This is a genomic window from Streptomyces sp. NPDC048603, from assembly GCF_043199475.1.
In the GTDB taxonomy this organism is placed as follows: domain Bacteria; phylum Actinomycetota; class Actinomycetes; order Streptomycetales; family Streptomycetaceae; genus Streptomyces.
The window spans coordinates 66309-86127 of the sequence record NZ_JBICVY010000005.1 but is presented as its reverse complement, the minus strand read 5'-3'; the positions used below and the strand labels follow the sequence as shown (position 1 = coordinate 86127).

The window sequence follows — 19819 nt, the reverse complement described above, 5'->3', positions numbered from 1 at the left end:
AGCGGCGGTGACCGTACACGCTGCGCGGTCCCTGCGGGGTGGTGTCCCGCTGTGCCCAGCCGTCCCGCCCTGCGGGACGCCTGCCCACACCGGGCCGGGGCTCAGGAGGCGACGCGCTCCGCCTCCGCCTCGTGGCGGATCTCCATGTCGCCCGAGTCCCCGAAGGTCAGCCGGCAGGTGTCGGCGCGGTACGTGGCGACCGAGACCGCCGCCGTGCCGCCGGAGGCGATGTAGCGGGTGGTGACGACGAGCACGGGGGCGCCGGGCAGCCGGTCCAGTTCCCTGGCGTCGTCGGCGCGGGCCGAGCCGAGCTCCACCGAGCGGTCCTGGCCCTCCAGTTCGAGCCGCTGGAGCTCACGGAGCACGGCACGGGCACGGGCCGGCCCGGACGGCGCGTCGATGGCGGAGAGACCGGGCACCGAGGCGGCCGGCACGTACAGCAGTTCCGCGGCGACGGCCTGGCCGTGGCTGATCCGGGTGCGGCGCACGGTGTGAACGGGCAGGTCGGCGGAGGCGCCGAGGAGCTTGGCGACGGCGACGCCTGGACGGTCCTCGGTGGCGGTCACCAGCTGCCATCCGTCGGCGGTCTCGCCGGGCCAGTTCTGCCGGGCGGTGCCGACGTCCACGCCGACGCGCGGCGGGGCGACGGTGGTGCCGACGCCGCGGCGGCGCTGCAGCCGGCCTTCCAGCTCCAGCTGCTCCAGGGCCTGCCGGAGGGTGGCGCGGGCGACACCGAAGCGGGCGGCGAGCTCGCGCTCGTTCGGCAGGACCTCGCCCACCGCGAAGTCCTGATCGAGCGCCTCGCTGAGCACGGTCTTGAGGTGCCAGTACTTCGGCTCCGGCACCGTCTCGAGCTGCGTCGTCCCCACCCTGACTCCTCCTGCGTTCGCCGCATGCGCTGCAATCGCCGTTGTTCCAGCGGCAGCTCGATGCCGTGGTTTCGCGCCTTTGTTTATTAAAGGTTCCTGCACTATCCCTGTGACCATAGGGCGGCACACCACCTTGGTCAAGACCAATCCTCACGCCTGGACCGGGCACATCGGGCATACGTATCAAGCCGTTCACGGGATGTTCGCGGTCGCCACGACGCCCTGCCCGCTGCCCCGCCCCGCCGGGGCGCCCCGGCGGATGCCCGGCCGACGCCCCGGCCGACGGCCCGGCCGACGCCGCCGTCCGCTGTTCACCGGCGGTTCGCGTCGTTGACGCGGCCGGGCGGAAGTGCGGCGGCACACTGGCCCGACCCCGCACCCACGGTCCGCCCGGTCACCCCAGCCCCTGGAGGCGCAACGATGCCGCACACCCGCCGGTCCCTGTTCCGCGGCTCCCTCGCCGCGTCCGCCGTGCTCGCCCTCCCCGGCACCCCTGCGGCACGCGCCTCGTCCGGATCCACGGCGGCGGCAGCGGCCGCCGCCGCGCCCGGGCCGGCACCGGGCGGCGCGCCCGCCTTCACCCGCTCGGGCCGCCCGGGCGCTCCCTGGGGCGTCCAGTCCGGCGAGATCACCCCGTTCTCGGCCGTGGTCTGGACGCGCTCCGACCGGCCCGCCCGGATGTCCGTGGAGACCTCGCCGAGCGAGTCCTTCCGCTACGGCGTGCGCCACCACCCGGGCCCCTTCCTCGGCCCGGGCACCGACTTCACCGGCATCACCACCCTGCACGGCCTGCCGCCCGGGCGGCAGATCCACTACCGGGTGCTGCTGGCCGACCCCGACGACCCCCGCCGCGCGGGCGAGCCCGTCCACGGCACCTTCCGCACCACCCCCGTCACCCGCCGCTCGGGGGTGCGCTTCCTGTGGTCCGGCGACCTGGCCGGCCAGGGCTGGGGCATCAACCCCGACCGCGGCGGATACCGCGTCTTCGAGGAGATGCGGCGACTCTCCCCCGACTTCTTCCTGTTCAGCGGGGACACGGTCTACTCCGACGGCCCGATCCGGCCGGAGGTCCCGCTGCGCGACGGCACCGTGTGGCGGAACGTCACCACGGAGGAGAAGGCCAAGGTCGCCGAGACCCTCGCCGAGTTCCGCGGGAACTTCCGCTACAACCTGCTCGACCACAACCTGCGGGCCTTCAACGCCCAGGTCCCGGTGGTCGCCCAGTGGGACGACCACGAGGTGCGCAACAACTGGTACCCGGGCCAGCTGCTGGACGACCCGCGTTACACGGTCAAGGAGGTGGACGTGCTCGCCGCCCGGGCGCTGCAGGCCTTCGGCGAGTACTTCCCGGTCACCGACCTCGGCCGCTCCGGACGCACCGGTCACTCCGGCTACCCGGGATCCGGCGGGTACGCCGGAGGCCCGGGCGACGCCGAGGGCCGGATGTACCGCCTGGTCCAGCACGGTCCGCTGCTCGACGTGTTCGTGCTCGACATGCGCACGCACCGCAACGCCAACTCGCCGAACCGCCAGACCGACGACCCGGTCGGCATCCTCGGCGCCGGGCAACTGGCCTGGCTCAAGCGCGAGCTGGCCCGTTCCCGGGCCACCTGGAAGGTCATCGCCGCCGACATGCCGCTGGGCATCGTGGTCCCCGACGGGGCAACCGACTTCGAGGCGGTGGCCCAGGGCGACCCGGGCACCCCGCTCGGGCGCGAGCTGCAGATCGCCGACCTGCTGCGGTTCGTCAAGCACCGGCGCATCACCGGCACGGTGTGGCTGACCGCCGACGTCCACTACACCGCGGCCAACCACTACGCGCCGGAGCGGGCCGCCTTCTCCGACTTCGCGCCGTTCTGGGAGTTCGTCTCCGGTCCGGTGGGAGCCGGCGGCTTCCCGCACGGCCCGCTCGACGGCACCTTCGGCCCGCGCCAGGAGTTCGTACGGTCGGCCCCGCTGCCCAACCTGTCCCCGGCGGAGAACCCTCCGTACTACGGAGAGGTGGACATCGACGGCGACAGCGGTGAGCTCACGGTGCGGTTGCGCGGCGAGGGAGTCGGCGTACTCTTCTCACGGACCCTCCAGCCCGGCCGTGTCGGCCAGTGACCCGGAGGCCACCGCACGCGGTGAGCGGAACGTCCCCTCAGGAAAAGCGGACGAAATCGGCCATTGGGATCCTTAACCGCGCGGTCACACATCATTCGTGATCACGCAACACCGCTTCGCCAGAGTGGTGCGCATGACTGATCACATCACGCACACTCCTCACTCGCACCGCCGACAGCACCACTGGCGCCGCGACGTCGTCGAACTGGCCGCCCTGTTCTGCGCCGTCGCGGTGGCCGACGCCATCGCCAACCTCGTCGCGCACGGTCCCGAGGGCCCGTTCCTGCTGATCGCCTCGGCCGTCGCCCTCCTGGTCACGGCCGCCTTCCACACCTGGTGGGCACGCCGGCACAGCCACGCGCCGCCGCCCCCGCCGACCGCGCCGTCCGATACCGCCGTCCCCACGGCCGCCCCCGCGTCCGCCACCACCCTGTGGCGGATGCGGACGACCGTGCGGGACGAGCCGGGCAGCCTGGCCGCGCTGTGCACCGCCCTCGCCGCGCACCGGGTGGACATCCTGGCGCTCCAGACGCACCCGCTCCCCGAGGGCGGCACCGTCGACGAGTTCCTGCTGCGCACCCCGCAGGAACTGCCCTCGGCCGGGATCGTCCGGGCCGTGGCCTCGGCCGGCGGACACAGCACGTGGATCGAGCGGGCCGACGCGCACGACCTCGTCGACACCCCCACCCGGGTGCTCGGCCTGGCCACCCGGACCGCCCTCGACGCGGCCGAACTCCCCCTCGCGCTGCGCCACCTGCTCGGCCGCTGCACCATCCACTCGATTCCCGCGACCACCCTCTCGGGCCGCCCGAACAGTGCCGCCGACGCCCCCGTCGAGGGCGTCCTGGAGGCCACCGTGATGCGGCTGCGCGACCCCGCCGGGGGCGCCATCACGGTGGAACGCCCCTACCTGCCCTTCACCCCCACCGAGTTCGCCCGGGCCCGCGCCCTCGTCGAGCTCGACGCCCGCCTCGGCCAGCGCGTACCGCGGAGCCGGGACGTACTGACCCTGCCCGAGGGCAACGAGATCACCGTGCGCCGGGCCGACTCCACCGACCTCGCGGCCGCCGTCGCCATGCACGAGCGGTGCTCCGAGCGCACCCTCGGGCTGCGCTACCACGGCCCGGTCGCCGACGCCGACCGGTATCTGAGCCACCTGCTCAGCCCCCGGTTCGGCCGCACCCTGGCCGCCACCACGGCCTCCGGCAGGCTGGTCGCCCTCGGCCACCTGCTCTGGGACGGCGACGAGACCGAGGTCGCCCTGCTCATCGAGGACGACTGGCAGCGCCGCGGCATAGGATCCGAACTCCTGCGCCGGCTCGTCGCGATGGCCGTGGAGGCCGGGTGCGACAGCGTGTACGCCGTCACCCAGGCCTCCAACACCGGCATGGTGGCGGCCATGCGGGGCCTCGGACTGCCCCTCGACTACCAGATCGAGGAGGGCACCCTGGTGATCACCGCCCGGCTCGACGCCACCCCGGTCCGGTCCCGGCTCACGTACGAACTCCCGCGCGCGGTCCCGGGCGAGCTCCCGCGGCCCCGGGAGCTCTGAGCCCCCGGCCTCCCCCGGCCTCCCCGGCCCCCTCACCGCCGCCTCACCGCCGCCCCGCCACCGTCCCGACTCCCGGGGCGGCCGCGGGGCGGTCGCCGTCATGCCGCTGAGCGGGAACGGTAGTGACGGAAGCTGGTCCTCCGTACGAAGATGTCCACATGTCAGACACCACCCCTCAGCAGGACCACCAGTTGCCGCGCCAGGTAGCCGACGCGTACGTCGACGCCCTGATCGCCCTCGACCCGATCACCGGCACCTTCCTGGGTGACGCCGGCAGCTCCGGCCGGCTGCCCGACTTCTCCCCGGCAGGCCGTGCGGCCGTAGCCGACCTGGCACGCGCGACGCTCGCGCGGCTGGACGCCGCCGAGCTGCTCCCGGGTGCCGACAGCGACGCCGAACGACGCTGCGCCCGGCTCCTGCGCGAGCGTCTGACGGCCGAACTCGCGGTGCACGAAGCCGATGAGGACCTGTGCGCGGTCAGCAACATCCACTCCCCCGTGCACTCGGTGCGGGAGGTGTTCACGCTGACCCCCACGGACACCGACGAGGACTGGGCCGCCGTCGTGGAACGCCTGCGCGCCGTCCCGGCCGCCCTGGACGGCTACCGCGCCTGCCTCGAACTGGGTGTGTCCAAGGGCCTGTACGGTGGTCCGCGCCCCACCGCCACCTTCATCGAGCAGCTGACGGGCTGGGCCGGCGAGGACGGCGACGAGCCCGGCTTCTTCACCGCCTTCGCGGCGGACGGCCCGAAGTCGCAGCGGGACGCGCTCGACGCGGCCGCCGCCGCCGCCACCACCGCGCTGGCCGGGCTGCGCGACTGGATGCGCGACGTGTACGAGCCCGCGGTCGCCGGGAAGCCCGATACCGTGGGCCGGGAGCGGTACGCCCGCTGGTCGCGCTACTTCAACGGCACGGACCTGGACCTGGACGAGGCGTACGCGTACGGCTGGTCCGAGTACCACCGGCTGCTGGCCGAGATGAAGGCCGAGGCCGCGAAGATCCTTCCCGGGGCCACCCCCTGGGAGGCACTGAAGCACCTGGACGAGCACGGCACCCACATCGAGGGCGTCGACGAGGTCCGGGCGTGGCTGCAGGGCATCATGGACGAGGCCATCGAGAAGCTCGACGGCACGCACTTCGAACTCGCCGAGCGGGTCCGGAAGGTGGAGTCCCGGATCGCCCCGCCCGGCGGTGCCGCGGCCCCGTACTACACCTCCCCCTCGGAGGACTTCTCCCGCCCCGGCCGGACCTGGCTGCCGACCATGGGCCAGACCCGGTTCCCGGTCTACGACCTGGTGTCGACCTGGTACCACGAGGGTGTTCCGGGCCACCACCTGCAGCTGGCGCAGTGGACGCACGTGGCCGACCGGCTGTCCCGCTACCAAGCGACCGTCGGCATCGTCAGCGCCAACGCCGAGGGCTGGGCGCTGTACGCGGAGCGGCTGATGGACGAGCTCGGCTACCTCGAGGACGCCGAACAGCGGCTCGGTTACCTGGACTGCCAGATGATGCGGGCCTGCCGGGTCATCGTGGACATCGGCATGCACCTGGGCCTGGAGATCCCGGCCGACTCGCCGTACCACCCGGGCGAGCGCTGGACCCCGGAGCTCGCGGAGGAGTTCTTCGGCCTGCACAGCGGGCGCCCCGCGGACTTCGTCGCGAGCGAGCTGATCCGCTACCTGTCCATGCCGGGCCAGGCCATCGGCTACAAGCTGGGCGAGCGGGCCTGGCTGCTGGGCCGCGACAACGCGAAGGCCGCGCACGGAGAGTCCTTCGACCTGAAGGCGTGGCACATGGCGGCGCTGTCCCAGGGCTCGCTGGGCCTGGACGACCTGGTGGACGAGCTGTCCCGGCTCTGAACCGGCCGGACCCCGACCGGCCGGACCCCGACCGGCCGGACCCCCTGACCTGCCGGGCTCCGGACCGGCCGGGCTCGCGGCTCCCGCCCCGGTGCGGCGGACGTGACGACGGACGGGCCGCCCGCTCCCCCCGCGGAGCGGGCGGCCCGTCCACGTGCCCGTCCGTTGCGCCCGTCCGCGTGCCCGTCCGCGTGCCCGCGTACGCCGGCCGTCCGCGTACGCCGGCCGACTGCGCCGGCTCGGCGGTCAGCAGCCGCAGTCGTCGGAGTCGACCGGCGCGGTCAGCGGGTCCGCCTCGGCGCGCCGCGCGGGGCCCTGCCAGGTCTCCACCTCGAAGCCCTCGCGGATCCAGTACTCGATGCCGCCGAGCATCTCCTTGACCTGGTAGCCGAGTTCGGCCAGCGCCAGCGCGGAGCGCGCGCCGCCGTTGCAGCCGGGGCCCCAGCAGTACGTCACCACCGGCACGTCCTTGTCCAGCAGCCGCTCGGCCTGCTCCGGGACGAGCGCGGTGGGCAGGTGGATCGCGCCGGGCACGTGGGCCTGGTCCCAGGAGGCCGTAGAGCGCGAGTCGACCAGCTGGAAGCCGAGTTCGGCGCCCTGCTCGCGGTGGGCCTTGAAGGCGGCGGCGACATCGGACACGTCCGCGTGGAAGGCGAGGCTCGCGGCGAAGTACGCGGCCGCGGCGGCCGGTGCGGCCGGCGGCACGCGCAGCACGGGGTTGACGGGAGCGGCGGGCGCGGAGCCCTGTGTGGTGTTCACAGCCTCGGTGGTGGTCATGGCCAGAAATCTACGGGCCATGATCCACCCCGGGAAGCGACTTTCCCCGGCGTATCACTTGTTGGACCGGGGATTACCCGGCAGCATGGCGGACATGACCGGCTATTCCCCGGACGCCACCGACTGGCGCATCCTCGAAGCCCTGCAGCAGAACGGCCGAGCCGGCTTCGCCGAGCTCGCCCGTGCCGTCTCGATGTCCGCGAGCGCCGTCACCGAGCGGGTCCGCCGGCTGGAGGAGGCCGGGGTGATCACCGGCTACACCGCGGTGGTCGACCCCGAGAAGCTCGGCAAGTCCATCCTGGCCCTGGTCCGGCTGCGCTATCCGCACGGCAACTACAAGCCGTTCCACGACCTGCTCGACACCACCACCGAGATCCTGGAGGCGCACCACGTCACCGGCGACGACTGCTTCGTGCTGAAGGTCGCCGCCCGTTCGATGGGGCACCTGGAGGAGATCACCGGCCGGATCGCCGGCCTCGGACCGGTCACCACCAGCATCGTCTACTCCTCGCCCCTCCCCCGCCGGCCGCTCAGCCCGTGACGCCGCTCAGCCCGTGACACCGCTCAGCCGGTGACGCCGCCGGTCCGGTGCCGGACCACCGAGCCGCCGCGCTGCTTGACGACCTCCAGCTGGGTCTGGACCCGGCTGCGCAGGTCGGCCACATGGCTCACGATGCCGACGCTGCGGTCGCGTTCCCGCAGCGAGTCCAGCACGTCGAGCACCTCGTCCAGGGCCTGGTCGTCCAGGCTGCCGAAGCCCTCGTCGATGAAGAGGGTGTCCAGCCGCGTCCCGCCGGCCTCGTCGGTGACCACGTCGGCCAGGCCCAGGGCCAGCGCGAGCGAGGCGAAGAAGGTCTCGCCGCCGGACAGCGTGGCGGTGTCCCGTTCCAGTCCGGTCCAGGCGTCCACCACGTGCAGCCCCAGCCCGGAGCGTCCCCGGCCGCTGGCCCGGGCGGCGGAGTGGACGAAGGTGTACCGCCCCCCGGACATGCGCAGCAGCCGCACCGAGGCGGCCGCCGCGACCTGCTCCAGCCGGGCGGCGAGCACGTACGACTCCAGCCTCATCTTCCGCTCGTTGTCGGCGGAGGTGCCGGCGGTCAGCGCCGCCAGGCGGGCCACCCGGTCGTAGGCCTCGCGCAGCGGGCCGATGGCCCGCAGGTCCGCCTCGGCCTGCCGGGACAGCCGGTCGAGTTCGGCGCAGCGGACCCGGGCCGCGTCGCAGGCCGAACCGGCGGCGCGCAGCAGGGCCGCGGCCCGGTCGGCGCGGGCGGCGGCCCCGGCCGGGTCCGCGGGTTCCTTCCCGGCCGCGGCCGCCGCGTCCGCCTCGGCGAACCGGTCGGCGAGCAGGGCCTCTTCGGCCTGCCAGGCATCCGTCCGGCGTTGCAGCGCGGCGCGTTCGTCCTCGGGGAGCAGCGCCTCGGCGGCCTGTCCCGTGGTGTCGAAGCCGGCCTTGAAGACAGCGTCGGCGAGCTGGTCGTCGGCCTCCTTCAGGCGCTGTGCGGCCGCTTCGGCCCGGCGCAGGGCCTCCGCTGCGGAGGCCACCAGGCGGACCCTGGTCTCCAGGGTGCGGGCGCGTTCGGCGACGCTGCCGGCGTCCCCCCGGACCAGCCGCAGTCCGGCCTCCAGGGCTTCCTGTTCCGCTTCCAGCGCTTCCCGGCGGGAGGCCCGGGCGGCGGCCTGCCGCTCGGCCCGCCGTACGTTCTCGCTGCGGGCCGTGTGCTCGCGTTCGGCGGCGGCGAGGGCCTCCCGGGCCGCGTGCAGTCCGCCGGCGGTGGCGTGCGCTTCGGCGTGGCGGGCCGTCAGCTCCCGGGTGCGGGCCAGCAGTTCGGCCGTCCCGGCCTCCCCCGCGGCGGCCGCCGCCTCGGCCCCGGCCTGGCGTACGGCGGCCAGCGTGCGCTCCCCCTCGGCCCGCCGTTCCTCGGCCCGCTCGTAGCGGGCGTGGGCGGCGTCCTCCGCGGCCCGGTCCACGTGGCCGGGGGCCGGACGGGCGGGTGCGGGGTGTTCCGCCGAGCCGCACACGGTGCAGGGTTCGCCGGTGACCAGGGCCTCGGCCAGTTCCGCTGCGATCCCGCGGAGCCGGGCCTCCTTGAGCTCCAGCCAGCGTTCCCGCGCCGCCCCGGACTCCTCCCGTACGGCGAGCAGGTCGGCGGCGGCCGTGGCGGCGCGGTCGGCGAGGGTGTCGCGGCGCCGGGCGGCGTCCAGCCGCAGCCTGGCCGGTTCGAGGGCGCCGGCCAGCTGTTCGGCGAGGGTGGCGGCCTGCTGGGCGGTGTCGGCCCGGCCCTGCAGGGCGGCGCGGGTGGTGTCCCAGCGGGCCAGCCACTCGGCGTCCTCGTGGAGCAGCTCCCCGTCCGCCCGGGCCTCCCGGTCCAGGGTGGCGCGCTCGCGGCCGATCTCGGCGCTGCGCTGCTCGTCGCGGTGGGCGGCGCCGAGGGCGCCGAGGTCCTCGCGCAGCCGCTGCTCCAGGACGCCCAGCTGCTCGGTGCCGGCCTCGGCCAGGGTGTGCGGCAGCCTCGCGCGGGCGTCGGTCTCGGCCCGGGTGGCGGTGCGGACGGCGTCGGCCGCGGCCTCGCGCAGCCGGAGGGCGGGCCGGACCTGGTCGGCGCGGCGGGCCCGGTCCAGGCGGGCGCGGACCCGGTCGCGTTCGGGTGCGGCGGCCTCCAGGGCGGCGGCGCGGGTGAGGGTCTCGGCGTGCCGGCGCTGCAGCCGGTCGAGTTCGCGGGTCTCGTCGGCGGTGCGGCGGGCGGCGGCGTGCCGGCCCTCGGCTGCGGCGAGGGCGTATTCGGCGACGGTCAGCCGTTCGCGGGCCCCGCTGCGGGCGACGGCCGCCCAGGAGCGGAAGGCCCCCGCCAGTCCGGGGTCGCCGGGAGCCAGGTCGGGCAGCGGCCAGTCCCGCAGGTCGGCGGAGTCCCCGGCGGCCTGGGCCAGCCGCTGGGCGGTGGCCAGTACCTTCTCGTCCCCGGCCCGCACCCTGGCCTCGGCGGCCCGGCGGCGGTCGGCGAGCAGGGTTTCGACGGCGGCGAACCGGCGGGTGTCGAACAGCCGTCCCAGCAGGCGGCCGCGGGCTTCGGCGTCGGCGCGCAGGAACCGGGCGAAGTCGCCCTGGGGCAGCAGCACCACCTGGCAGAACTGCTCCCGGCTCATGCCGAGCAGCTGCTCGATCTCCTCGCCGATCTCCTGGTGGGAGCGGGAGAGCGGCTGCCAGCCGTGCTCCGAGGTGTGCTCGCGCAGCCAGGACTGTGCCTTGTCCTTGGTGGTGCCGGTGCCTCGCTTCTTGGGGCGGTCCTGTTCGGGACGCCGGGTGAGCTCCAGGCGGCGGCCGCCGACGGTGAGCTCGAGGGTGACCTCGGTGGGGGTGCCGGATTCGGCGTGGTGGCTGCGCAGGCTGGTGCCTGGGGCCTGGCGGGGGCCGGGCACGGACCCGTAGAGGGCGTAGCAGACGGCGTCGAGGACGGAGGTCTTGCCGGCGCCGGTGGGGCCGTGGAGAAGGAAGATCCCGGCGCCGGAGAGGGCGTCGAAGTCGATCTCCTGGGGCCGGGCGAACGGGCCGAAGGCGGTGACCTGGAGCCGGTGCAGCCTCATCGGCCGGTCTCCGTCAGGGCGGCGTCGGTACGGACGGTGTCGAAGGCGTCGCGGAGCACGGCCCGCTCGGCCTCGTCGGGCAGGCCGCCGCCGCGGACGTGGGCGACGAAGTCCTCGGCGATCTGCTGGTCGGTGCGGCCCCGCAGGCGCTGGGCGTAGGAGGCGGTGCCGTCCTCCGGGCGGTCCTCGGGGTCGAAGACCAGGCTGAGGGCGTGCGGGAAGCGGGCGGTGATCCTGGCCATCGGGTCCTCGGGGCGGACCGGGTCGGTGAGGGTGGCCTCGACCCAGGAGTCCCGGTGCCGTTCGAGGGCGGGGTCGTCGAGCAGCTGTTCCAGACGGCCGCGGATCCGGGCCAGCGGCCGGGGCACCGGGGTGTCGACGCGTTCCGCGGTGATCTCGCCGGCCGGTCCGAGGTCGACCAGCCACATGGTCTTGCGGTGGTCCGCCTCGGAGAAGGAGTAGGCGAGCGGGGATCCGGAATAGCGGACCCGTTCGCCGATCGTCTGGCAGCCGTGCAGGTGTCCGAGGGCGGCGTAGTCCACCCCCTGGAAGACGCTCTCCGGGACGGCCTCGACCCCGCCCACGGCGATGTCGCGTTCGCTGTCGCTGGCCAGGCCGCCGGTGACGAAGGCGTGAGCGAGGACCACGGAGCGGGTGCCGGCCGGGCGCCCGGCGAGGTCGGCCCGGACGGTCTCCATCGCGGCGCCGAGGACGGCCTCGTGGCTGACCCGGTCGACCGCGAACCGGTCCTTGACCAGGGCCGGCTCCAGGTACGGCAGGCCGTAGAAGGCGACCTCGCCGTGTACGTCGGCCAGGACCACGGGGTCGGCGCAGCCGGCCGGGTCGGTGCGCAGGTGGATGCCGGCCCGGCCGATGAGGCCGGCGCCGACGCCGAGGCGGCGCGCGGAGTCGTGGTTGCCGGAGATCATCACCGTGGGCACGCCGAGGTCGGCGAGCCGGTGCAGGGCGCGGTCGTAGAGCTCGACGGCGGGCAGCGGGGGCACGGCCCGGTCGTAGACGTCGCCGGCGACGAGGACGGCGTCGGCCTCGCGCTCGCGCACGGTGTCGATCAGGTGGTCGATGAAGGCGGCCTGGGCGTCGAGCAGGCCGACCCGGTGGAAGGACCGGCCGAGGTGCCAGTCGGAGGTGTGCAGGAACCTCACGCGCGCACCCCAGTCCCCGCCCCGACCTGCATGTGTTCCGCTCCTCGACCTCCGGGCCCACCGCACGGCCCGGTGGTGGGTGCGGCTGGCAGCACCCACCACAGTAACGCGCACGGGTCAGCGGTAGCCCTCCAGCCGGGAGATCGCGGCGGCGTTGTCGCGCCGGGCCTGGTCCCGGCTCGCGGGTGACACGCACACCAGGTCCAGCGGGCCGGAACGCGCCGCGGTGGACGTAGCCCTGCTCGCAGTCGCCGGGAGCGGCGGCGGCCGGCGGGGCGACCGTCGGCGGGGCGGAGGCGGCCCGCCGAAGAGCAGTCCTGCGGTCAGCAGCAGGAACGCCAGGGGACGGCCACGGGCACGGGCACGGCGGTGGCGTGCGTGAGCTCTCGCATCGGACCTCCGCGAACGGGAGCGGCCGGCGGTCCCCCGTCCCCTCGAGCGTAGGTCAGATGGTGAAGGGCTTCTGCTCGAGGAAGGTGGGGCGCCCGGTCGTGTAGAGGTTCGGGCTCTGGATGGCCGGCATGCGCTTCTGGATGTCGCGGTGGAAGGCGCGGTAGTCGCCGCGGAAGGCACCCTTCTGCCACACCTTGAGGAGCTGCTCGGTGAACAGTCCGTTGACCTGGCCGTCGGAGGCGAGCTGGTTGTCCTGGCAGGCCCCGATCAGTACGGCGTTCTGCGCGGGCCCTCCGTTGCCGTTCCTGAGCTCGCGCTGCAGGCCCTCGTAGAAGTCCCGGTCCCGGGCGAAGATCTCGGCCTGCTTGAACTCGGGCATCAGCCGCGAGGTGATCTCGATCCGGGCCGGGTCGCGGGTCTGGAACTGGGACTCCAGTGCCTCGGGCCGGAGCATCGCCTGGAGCGACTCGATGCTGGTGCCGCTGTGGCAGCAGTCCAGCACCACGACGATCCGGATGTCCTGCTCGAAGCGCTGGAGCTCGCGGTGCAGCTCGTCGTCGAGGAACTGGCGGTCGTAGAAGACCAGGGTCTCGTCCTGCCGGTCGGCCTCGTCGTCGTCGCCGGCCAGGTCGTCCATCTGGCCGCCGTGGCCCGAGTAGGTGAACAGCAGCATGTCCCCGGTGCCCAGCCGGCCCGCGGCCTCGCGCAGGGCGGCGGTGATGTTCTCGACGGTGCCGTCGGCGGTCAGGATCACGGTGTCGGAGAAGCCGTTGGCGCGGGCGACCTCCGCCATGTCGCGTGCGTCGTTCTCGCAGGCCAGGAGCTTGCCGTCCCAGCCGTCGTACTTCTTCGGGTCGACCTTGTTGAGACCGACGTGGATGGACAGGCCAGTGGGCACGGTGACTCCTCGGGGCAGGGGGAAGGGCGGGATCGACAACATGGGTTCCGCGTCCGCCGCCGTCCGAATCAGGGAGGCCCGCTGTTCGGGTGGCCGGTCGCACCGCGCCGTGAATGCCCCGCCCTGCGCGGTACTTCCATCATATGAACGCAATTGATACGCCTCCCGAGGCCCGTGTGGACGCCCTCGGCGGCCGCACCGGCTACGACGAGGCCTTCCTCGGGCCGGTCGTCCCGCTGCCGGTGCCCGCCTCCCCGGACGTCGAGACGGTGGTCCTGCCCTACACGCACTTCACCGTCGTGCTCCGCCCAGACCGCCGGCTCGCCGCCTCCACCGCCGTCTGCATCGACGGCGCGCGGCTCCTGGAGGACGTACCCCGCGACGACGCCTGGAACTTCGACCCCCGGGTACCGGAGTCCCAGCAGAGCGGCAACGACGTCTACCGCAACAACTCCCTGGACCGCGGCCACCTGGTGCGCCGCCTCGACCCGGTCTGGGGCGCCTCCGCGGAGGCCCACCTCGCCAACGCCGACACCTTCCACTACACCAACGCCGCCCCGCAGGCCGACGTGTTCAACCAGGGGAAGCAGCTCTGGCAGGGTCTGGAGAACCATCTCCTCGACCACGCCGCCCAGTTCGACCGCAAGCTGACCGTGATGACCGGACCGGTGCTGCACGACTCCGACCCGCCCTACCGCGGCATCCAGGTCCCCCTGCGGTTCTGGAAGGTGGCCGCCTTCCTGCAGGACGGCGGCCTGGCCGCCACCGGCTACATCCTGGACCAGAGCCCCGACCTCACCCGCGACCACGAGCGGGCCATGGCGGGCGCGAAGCCCGGCGGCCCGCCGCCGCTCGGGCCGTTCCGCACCTTCCAGGTGCCGGTCACCGACATCGTCGAACTCACCGGACTGGACTTCGGTCCGCTGCCCGCCGCCGACCTGATGCCCGTCACCCGGGCGCCCGCCGAACGGTGGAAGAAACTGGAGTCCTACGAGGACATGGTCCTGCGCACGTAGACCCCACCCGGCGGACCGGGCCCCCGTCCGGCCGCGTTGCAGCCGGACGGGGCGGGTGAAACCATGACTGTGTCAGACAGTCCGTACCGCCGCCGAAGCAGCGGCGGCTGTGCAGGTGCGCTATGCCGCTCACCAATACGCAATGGGACGTCGTCAGGGACTGGTTCCGGGACCACGTGTTCGTCATGGGATCCCCCCAGTTGACGCTCATCGGCCTCGGGCTCGACAAGGTGTTCGTCGCATCCGTCCCCTTCGGGGAGAGCGGTGCGGCCGACTACGAGGCCGCCGCCCTGATCCGGGCCGCGCGCAACAGGGGCCTCGCCACCCAGCGCGAGGTGCTGGACGCGCTGACCCGGGTGGGCTCGCTGACCTCGCTGCTCGGCGACAACGAAATGCTCGAGCAGTACCGGGCCGAACTGGCCGCCGCCGTCGAGCTGCACGTTTCCTCCCGCGACCCCTACCTGGCGGGTGTCCTGAAGAACGGGGCCGAGGTCTTCATCGACCGGCTGGACCTGCGGAAGCGGCTCAAGGAGTTCGCCGAGGACCCGTACCGGACGGTCCTGGTGGTGGACGGCGCCCCGGACAGCGGGCGTTCCCACACGTACAACCTCATCCGCCACCTCGGCGCCCACAACGGCTTCCGGCCGGTGCGGGTCACCCTCAACCGGACCTCCACGGCCGACCAGGTGGTCCACTGGCTCGCCGAGTACGTGACCGACCCGCGCACCGGCACCTCACCGTTGAATCCCACACAGTTGAACGATCCACTGCCCATGGTGCAGAAGGCCGTCCACCGCATCGTCACGCAGGCCACCGCCGCCGAGGAGCAGTTCTGGTTCGTCCTGGACGACTGCGACCGGCTCGACATCAACTCCGACGTCTGGGACTGCATCGGAAAACTCGCCGAGGCCGTGTACGAGTACGCCGGGGACCGGGAGGGGGTGCCGCGCCTGGTACTGCTCGGCTACTCCGACACCATGCGGCAACTCCCCGACGAGATACGCAACAACGAGGTCCGGGACACGGCGCGGGCGGTCACGCCCGACGACCTCCGCCAGTTCTTCCGGGAGTTCTTCGGGGAGACCCCGCCGCCCGACGGCGGGCCGCCGCCCGACGGACAGCGCATCGGCGCGCTGGTGGAGGCCGTCGTCCCGGCCGTGCTCGGGGCGGCCGAGGCGCCCGGACCGGACAGCTACATGCACAAGGTGCGCGCCGCGGCCGAGACGGCGGTCCGGCTGTACCGCACTCCCGCCCCCGCCCCCGCCCCGGAGGGCTCCCCGGCCCCGGCGGCCCCGGACGGGTTCGCCGCCCGGCTGCGCGAGCGGCTGTCCGCCGCGGCCGGCGCACCGGAGCCGCCTCCGCTCTCCGACCTGCGGATCGCCTATCGCGAGGCGGCCTGCCTGTTCACCCACTTCGACCCGGCGCGGCTGCGGCTGCCCGGCGAGGAGGAACCCACCGGACGGGCCGTGACGGAGCTGGTCGACGACTGCCAGGGCGGCGGCAACCTGGCCACCGTCAGCTGGACGCTCAAGCCGGACGTCCGCGACCTGACTCTGCGCAGCCTCCCCGGCCCGGCCCCGGCCCGCTTCGCCCTGCTCGCCAACCTGGACCAGGTGCCGCCCGGACCGGGCATCGAACGCACGGCCCTGGCCTACCTCAGCGGCGCGCTGCCCGACCTGCCCCGGCAGGGCGCCGACGAGCTGCCGTTCACGCTCCAGACCGTGCTGTGGCTCGCTCAGATCAAGGGGCTCAAGCGGATCCCGGACGCGCCGACCGTCCAGCGGCTGCTGGAACGGGCCCGCCTGCTGCAGCCCCTGCGACGACTGGTGCAGGACCCCTTCCAGGGCCGCGCCGCCGAACTGGCCGTGCTGCGCGGGTACATCGGGATCCCCACCGACCTCCCGCCCCCGCCCGTGGCACCCCCGGAGGGCGACGGACCCGGCGGGGGCCCCGTACCGGCGGACGGCGGCGCGCCGGGCGCCGGATCCGGCCCGACCCCACCGTTGGTGCTCCACGGCCCCGGCGGCATGGGCAAGAGCACCCTGCTCGCCAAGTTCCTGCTGGACAGCCTCCAGGACTTCCCCTCCGGGTTCCCCTTCGCGTACATCGACTTCGAGCGGCCCACCCTCTCCGTGCACGAACCGGCCACCCTGGTCGCGGAGATGGCCCGGCAGCTCGGCATCCAGTACCCCGACCACCGGGAGGCGTACGACGCCCTGGCCCGCGAGTGCGAGGAGACGGCCGGCACCCACCAGGCCGCGCAGACCGCCGTCGAGGACCTCGGACAGCTCTCCACCACCCGGGCCACGCTGGGCCGTTCCTCCTCGTCCGGGCTGCACCGCCGGGTGTCGGTGCGGGAGGCGGAGCTGGCCGGACGGCTGGCCACGCTGGTCGTCAAGTCGGTCGGGATCCCGTCCGGGGAACCCCAGCCTCCGCTGGTCATCGTCATCGACTCCTTCGAGGAGGCCCAGTACCGGGGCTCTCCGGTACTCGGCCGGTTCTGGGCCATCTGGTCCGCCCTGCAGGAGGCGCATCCACGGCTGCGTGTCCTCGTGTCCGGCCGGGTCCTCGCCGAGCATCCGGCCCGGGTGGTGCAGCCGATCACCATCGAGCTGGGCGAACTCGACCCGCCGGCCTCGGCGGCCCTGCTGATCGCCTGCGGCATCTCCGACCACGGGCTGGCCGCGGAACTGGCCGCCCGGGTCGGCGGCCACCCGCTGAGCCTGAAGCTCGCCGCCAAGGCCGCCGAGCAGTCGGGCGACGGCACCGCGTCACTGCGGCAGCTGATCGACAGCCTGCCCGATCGGCGTCGGCGGTTCTTCCGCGCCGTCGACCAGCTGCTCGTCCAGGGCACCCTGTACGAACGGATCCTCGACCGGATCGGGGACGCCCGGGTCCGCGCGCTGGCCGAGGCGGGCCTCGCGCTGCGGAGCATCACCCCCGAGCTGATCCGCGAGGTGCTCGCCGTACCGTGCGGGCTGGTCGTGGAATCCGACGACGAGGCCCGCGCGCTCTTCGGCCTGCTGGCCCGGGAGGGCCTGGTGGAGCCCGCCGGACCCGGCTCCGTACGCCACCGCGGTGACCTGCGCGCCATCATGCTGCGGCTGGCCACCCGGGCCCGTGCGGACCTCATGGGGGCCGTCGCCCAGCGGGCCGTCGCCTACCACTCGGCCCGGGAGGGCCTGGAGGACCGGGCCGAGGAGATCTACCACCGGCTGCGCCTCAACCAGAACCCGCGCGAGGTGGAACAGCGCTGGCTGCCGGGGCTGGAGCGGTACCTGGAGGGGGCCGAGCAGGACATGGCGGGGCGGTCCGCCGCCTACCTGGGCGGGCACCTCGTCGGGCACACCCCGGACGAGGTGCTCCGGGAGGCCGACCAGGAGGACTGGGAGCGGATCGCCGCCCAGGAGGTGGCGGACCTGCTGGACCAGGGGTACGCGGAACAGGCCGCGACCCGGCTCGCCCAGCGCCGGCCGTGGACGGCCGGCAGCCCCCTGCACCCGCTCTGGGTGGAGACCCTGGACCGGCTGGGCCGCCGTACGGAGGCCAGGGCGGCCGCCGAGGAGGCCCTGGACCGCGCCGAGGCGGCGGGCTTCCCCCGGCTCCGGCTGGAACTGCTCCAGCTGTCGGCGCGGCTCGCGGAGGCGGACGGCGACCTGGCGGCCGCGGCCGAGGACCTCGCCGAGGCCGAGGAGGTCGCGACCGGGCTGGGCGAGGGCCTGGAGGCCCTGGGCGCGCTGTTCGCACGCGCCCACCTCGGCTCCGGCGGTGCCGACGTCGCCGATACGGATTCCGGCGGCGGTACGGGACCGGGCGCCGGTGGCACTGCGGGACGGAGCGCCGGTGGCGCCACGGGAGCGGGTGCCGAAGCCGGTCCTGGCACCGGAACCGGTACGGGAACGGGCGCCGCGACCGGCGCGGTCCCCGATGCCGGGGCGGACGACCGGCTCGCCGACCGGCTGCACCGGCTCCCCGACGCGGACCTCGCCCGCCAGCCCGCACTGGTACGGGCGGCGGCCGCCGAGGTCTACCGCGACCACCCGCAGGCGCTGGAGCGCGCCGTGGACGTCGTGGGTCTGCCCCCGGCCGATCAGCGGGTGCTGCTGGCCCTCGCCCTGGCGATCGAGCGTGCCGTCGCCGAGCAGCCGGGGCTGCGGGACGCACTGGGCGCCCTGCTGGCGAACGCCGCCCCGCAGGACCCGCGGACGGCGGCCGGGCGGACACACACCCACACCGGGATCGCGGGCCGCCTGCAGGACGCCCAGCGTCTGGGCACGCTCGACGAACTGGCCCGGCGGCTGCCGGCCCTGGACTCCGGCAGCGGGTGGCTGGCCGCGGGCGTGGCCGCGGCGATGAGCATGGGCTCCCCGGCGGGCCCGCCCCCGGGGCGGGCCGGGGAGATCAGCCGGGCGGTCGGCGGTACGGCGGGGACCGAGGAGGAGCGGACATGACCGACACCTATCTGTCCCAGGACGAGGTGCTCCGCCTGCGGGACACCGCCGTGGAGCAGGGCCTTGCCGACCCGATGACCCGTCAGCTCCTCTTCGCCGGGATCCTGCCCAAGTACCGCGCGGCACTGCCGCAGTACCCGGCTCCCGGTCAGCAGGTCCTCTCCGACCTCAACGCGATGAACCAGGTGGAGCGGCTGATCGACGGCAGCGTTCCGCTGGACCGGTGGCTGCGCAACGCCGTGGACCAGCTCACCGAAGCCGCCGCCCGCGACCTCTTCCAGGGCGCCCTGGACCGGGTGGCCCGGAACTCCGCCGGCGAGCCCGACGTCGCGCCCGACCTGCCCACCGGGGAGACCAAGGAGGAGATCGTGTTCCGGGACGACACCGTCCCCTTCGACTTCCTCGGCGGCGGTGCCCGCGCCGGCACCTCCGTCGCGCGCATCAAGGTGCTGCCGTACCAGGGAGGCGCCCTGCTCCAGCCGCTCGCCCTGCCGCACAACGGCACCGGCTGGATGATCACGCCCGATCTGCTGGTGACGAACCACCACGTGGTCAACGCGCGCAAGCGCACCGCCGACGAACGCCCGGTCGCGGACCCGGCAGACCTGCTGCTCCAGGCGGTCAACTCCCGGTCCCGCTTCGACTACCTGACCGAGGAGGACCTGGACACCGACGGGGAGGTCGGCGCGGGCGAACTCGTCGCCTCCGACGAGGAGCTGGACTTCGCTATCCTGCGGCTGGCCGCCGGCGCACCGCCGCGACCCTTCCTGCGGATCGCCACCGAGCCGCTGCGGGTGACCCCGGACCTGCCGGTCGCGGTCAACATCATCCAGCACCCGGGCGGCGAGCCGAAGCGCATCGCGCTGCGCAACAACCTGGTCTTCGAGGCCGACGACCGGGACCTCAAGTACTTCACCGACACCCGGGGCGGCTCCTCCGGTTCGCCGGTGCTCACGGACGACTGGACGGTGGTGGCCCTGCACCGGGGCACCCGCCGGGTCTCCGACGTCAGCTTCCAGGGCAAGAGCACCGCGTTCGTGAACGTGGGCACCCAGATCGGCGCGATCATGCGGCACCTGCAGGAGAAGGCCCCGCAGGTGCACACCGAGATCACGGCGGCCCAGGCCACCCTGGCGCGGACATGACGGATCGGGAA

At 74.3% G+C, this 19819-nt stretch carries 12 protein-coding genes; 7 read left to right on the top strand and 5 right to left on the bottom strand.

Annotation, left to right across the window (positions count from 1 at the left end):
- Positions 1-101: 101 nt before the first annotated feature.
- Entirely contained in the window at positions 102-869 is a 768-nt protein-coding gene (locus tag ACGFQ9_RS13230) for a GntR family transcriptional regulator (protein ID WP_393573851.1), read from the bottom strand.
- 420 nt (positions 870-1289) lie between these two features.
- Between ACGFQ9_RS13230 and ACGFQ9_RS13225 the strand changes: the two genes are divergently transcribed.
- From ACGFQ9_RS13225 to ACGFQ9_RS13215, 3 genes are all read left to right on the top strand, one after another.
- The gene (locus tag ACGFQ9_RS13225; protein WP_393573850.1) at positions 1290-2975 is read left to right on the top strand and encodes an alkaline phosphatase D family protein; all 1686 of its coding nucleotides are present in this window, start codon (positions 1290-1292) and stop codon (positions 2973-2975) included.
- Positions 2976-3108: 133 nt separating this feature from the next.
- Positions 3109-4527: a GNAT family N-acetyltransferase gene (locus ACGFQ9_RS13220; protein ID WP_393573849.1), complete on the top strand. Its 1419-nt coding sequence runs from the start codon at positions 3109-3111 to the stop codon at positions 4525-4527.
- A gap of 158 nt (positions 4528-4685) precedes the next feature.
- Positions 4686-6386: a DUF885 domain-containing protein gene (locus ACGFQ9_RS13215; protein WP_393573848.1), complete on the top strand. Its 1701-nt coding sequence runs from the start codon at positions 4686-4688 to the stop codon at positions 6384-6386.
- Between the two features lie 246 nt (positions 6387-6632).
- On the opposite strand, the gene ACGFQ9_RS13210 is transcribed toward ACGFQ9_RS13215, so the two are convergent.
- Positions 6633-7163, bottom strand: a complete 531-nt coding sequence (locus ACGFQ9_RS13210; protein ID WP_393573847.1) for a rhodanese-like domain-containing protein — start codon at positions 7161-7163, stop codon at positions 6633-6635.
- Between the two features lie 94 nt (positions 7164-7257).
- On the opposite strand from ACGFQ9_RS13210, the gene ACGFQ9_RS13205 reads away from it, so the two are divergent.
- Positions 7258-7704, top strand: a complete 447-nt coding sequence (locus tag ACGFQ9_RS13205; protein ID WP_393573846.1) for an Lrp/AsnC family transcriptional regulator — start codon at positions 7258-7260, stop codon at positions 7702-7704.
- A 23-nt stretch (positions 7705-7727) separates the two neighbouring features.
- Here the strand turns inward: ACGFQ9_RS13205 and ACGFQ9_RS13200 are convergent, their stop codons facing one another.
- The 3 genes from ACGFQ9_RS13200 to ACGFQ9_RS13190 form a co-directional block, all read right to left on the bottom strand.
- On the bottom strand, positions 7728-10742 hold the full coding sequence (locus tag ACGFQ9_RS13200) for an AAA family ATPase (RefSeq protein ID WP_393573845.1): 3015 nt from the start codon (positions 10740-10742) through the stop codon (positions 7728-7730).
- The gene (locus tag ACGFQ9_RS13195) at positions 10739-11905 is read right to left on the bottom strand and encodes an exonuclease SbcCD subunit D (RefSeq protein ID WP_393573844.1); all 1167 of its coding nucleotides are present in this window, start codon (positions 11903-11905) and stop codon (positions 10739-10741) included. Before ACGFQ9_RS13195 ends, ACGFQ9_RS13200 begins: the two co-directional genes overlap by 4 nt.
- 445 nt (positions 11906-12350) lie before the next feature.
- Positions 12351-13196, bottom strand: a complete 846-nt coding sequence (locus tag ACGFQ9_RS13190) for a caspase family protein (RefSeq protein ID WP_393573843.1) — start codon at positions 13194-13196, stop codon at positions 12351-12353.
- Between the two features lie 143 nt (positions 13197-13339).
- On the opposite strand from ACGFQ9_RS13190, the gene ACGFQ9_RS13185 reads away from it, so the two are divergent.
- The 3 genes from ACGFQ9_RS13185 (at position 13340) to ACGFQ9_RS13175 (ending at position 19808) form a co-directional block, all read left to right on the top strand.
- On the top strand, positions 13340-14212 hold the full coding sequence (locus ACGFQ9_RS13185; RefSeq protein ID WP_393573842.1) for a DNA/RNA non-specific endonuclease: 873 nt from the start codon (positions 13340-13342) through the stop codon (positions 14210-14212).
- A 122-nt stretch (positions 14213-14334) separates the two neighbouring features.
- Positions 14335-18663, top strand: coding sequence for a hypothetical protein (locus ACGFQ9_RS13180; RefSeq protein WP_393573841.1), 4329 nt, complete (start codon positions 14335-14337; stop codon positions 18661-18663).
- Positions 18660-19808, top strand: coding sequence for a trypsin-like peptidase domain-containing protein (locus tag ACGFQ9_RS13175; RefSeq protein ID WP_393573840.1), 1149 nt, complete (start codon positions 18660-18662; stop codon positions 19806-19808). Before ACGFQ9_RS13180 ends, ACGFQ9_RS13175 begins: the two co-directional genes overlap by 4 nt.
- Positions 19809-19819: the final 11 nt, after the last annotated feature.

What these genes read in the sequence shown, in the direction of transcription:
- ACGFQ9_RS13220 (WP_393573849.1), top strand. Translation starts at nt 3,109, where the DNA reads ATGACTGATCACATCACGCACACTCCTCACTCGCACCGCCGACAGCAC.
- ACGFQ9_RS13185 (WP_393573842.1), top strand. Translation starts at nt 13,340, where the DNA reads ATGAACGCAATTGATACGCCTCCCGAGGCCCGTGTGGACGCCCTCGGC.
- ACGFQ9_RS13175 (WP_393573840.1), top strand. Translation starts at nt 18,660, where the DNA reads ATGACCGACACCTATCTGTCCCAGGACGAGGTGCTCCGCCTGCGGGAC.
- ACGFQ9_RS13205 (WP_393573846.1), top strand. Translation starts at nt 7,258, where the DNA reads ATGACCGGCTATTCCCCGGACGCCACCGACTGGCGCATCCTCGAAGCC.
- ACGFQ9_RS13180 (WP_393573841.1), top strand. Translation starts at nt 14,335, where the DNA reads ATGCCGCTCACCAATACGCAATGGGACGTCGTCAGGGACTGGTTCCGG.
- ACGFQ9_RS13225 (WP_393573850.1), top strand. Translation starts at nt 1,290, where the DNA reads ATGCCGCACACCCGCCGGTCCCTGTTCCGCGGCTCCCTCGCCGCGTCC.
- ACGFQ9_RS13215 (WP_393573848.1), top strand. Translation starts at nt 4,686, where the DNA reads ATGTCAGACACCACCCCTCAGCAGGACCACCAGTTGCCGCGCCAGGTA.
- ACGFQ9_RS13210 (WP_393573847.1), bottom strand. Translation starts at nt 7,163, where the DNA reads ATGACCACCACCGAGGCTGTGAACACCACACAGGGCTCCGCGCCCGCC.
- ACGFQ9_RS13200 (WP_393573845.1), bottom strand. Translation starts at nt 10,742, where the DNA reads ATGAGGCTGCACCGGCTCCAGGTCACCGCCTTCGGCCCGTTCGCCCGG.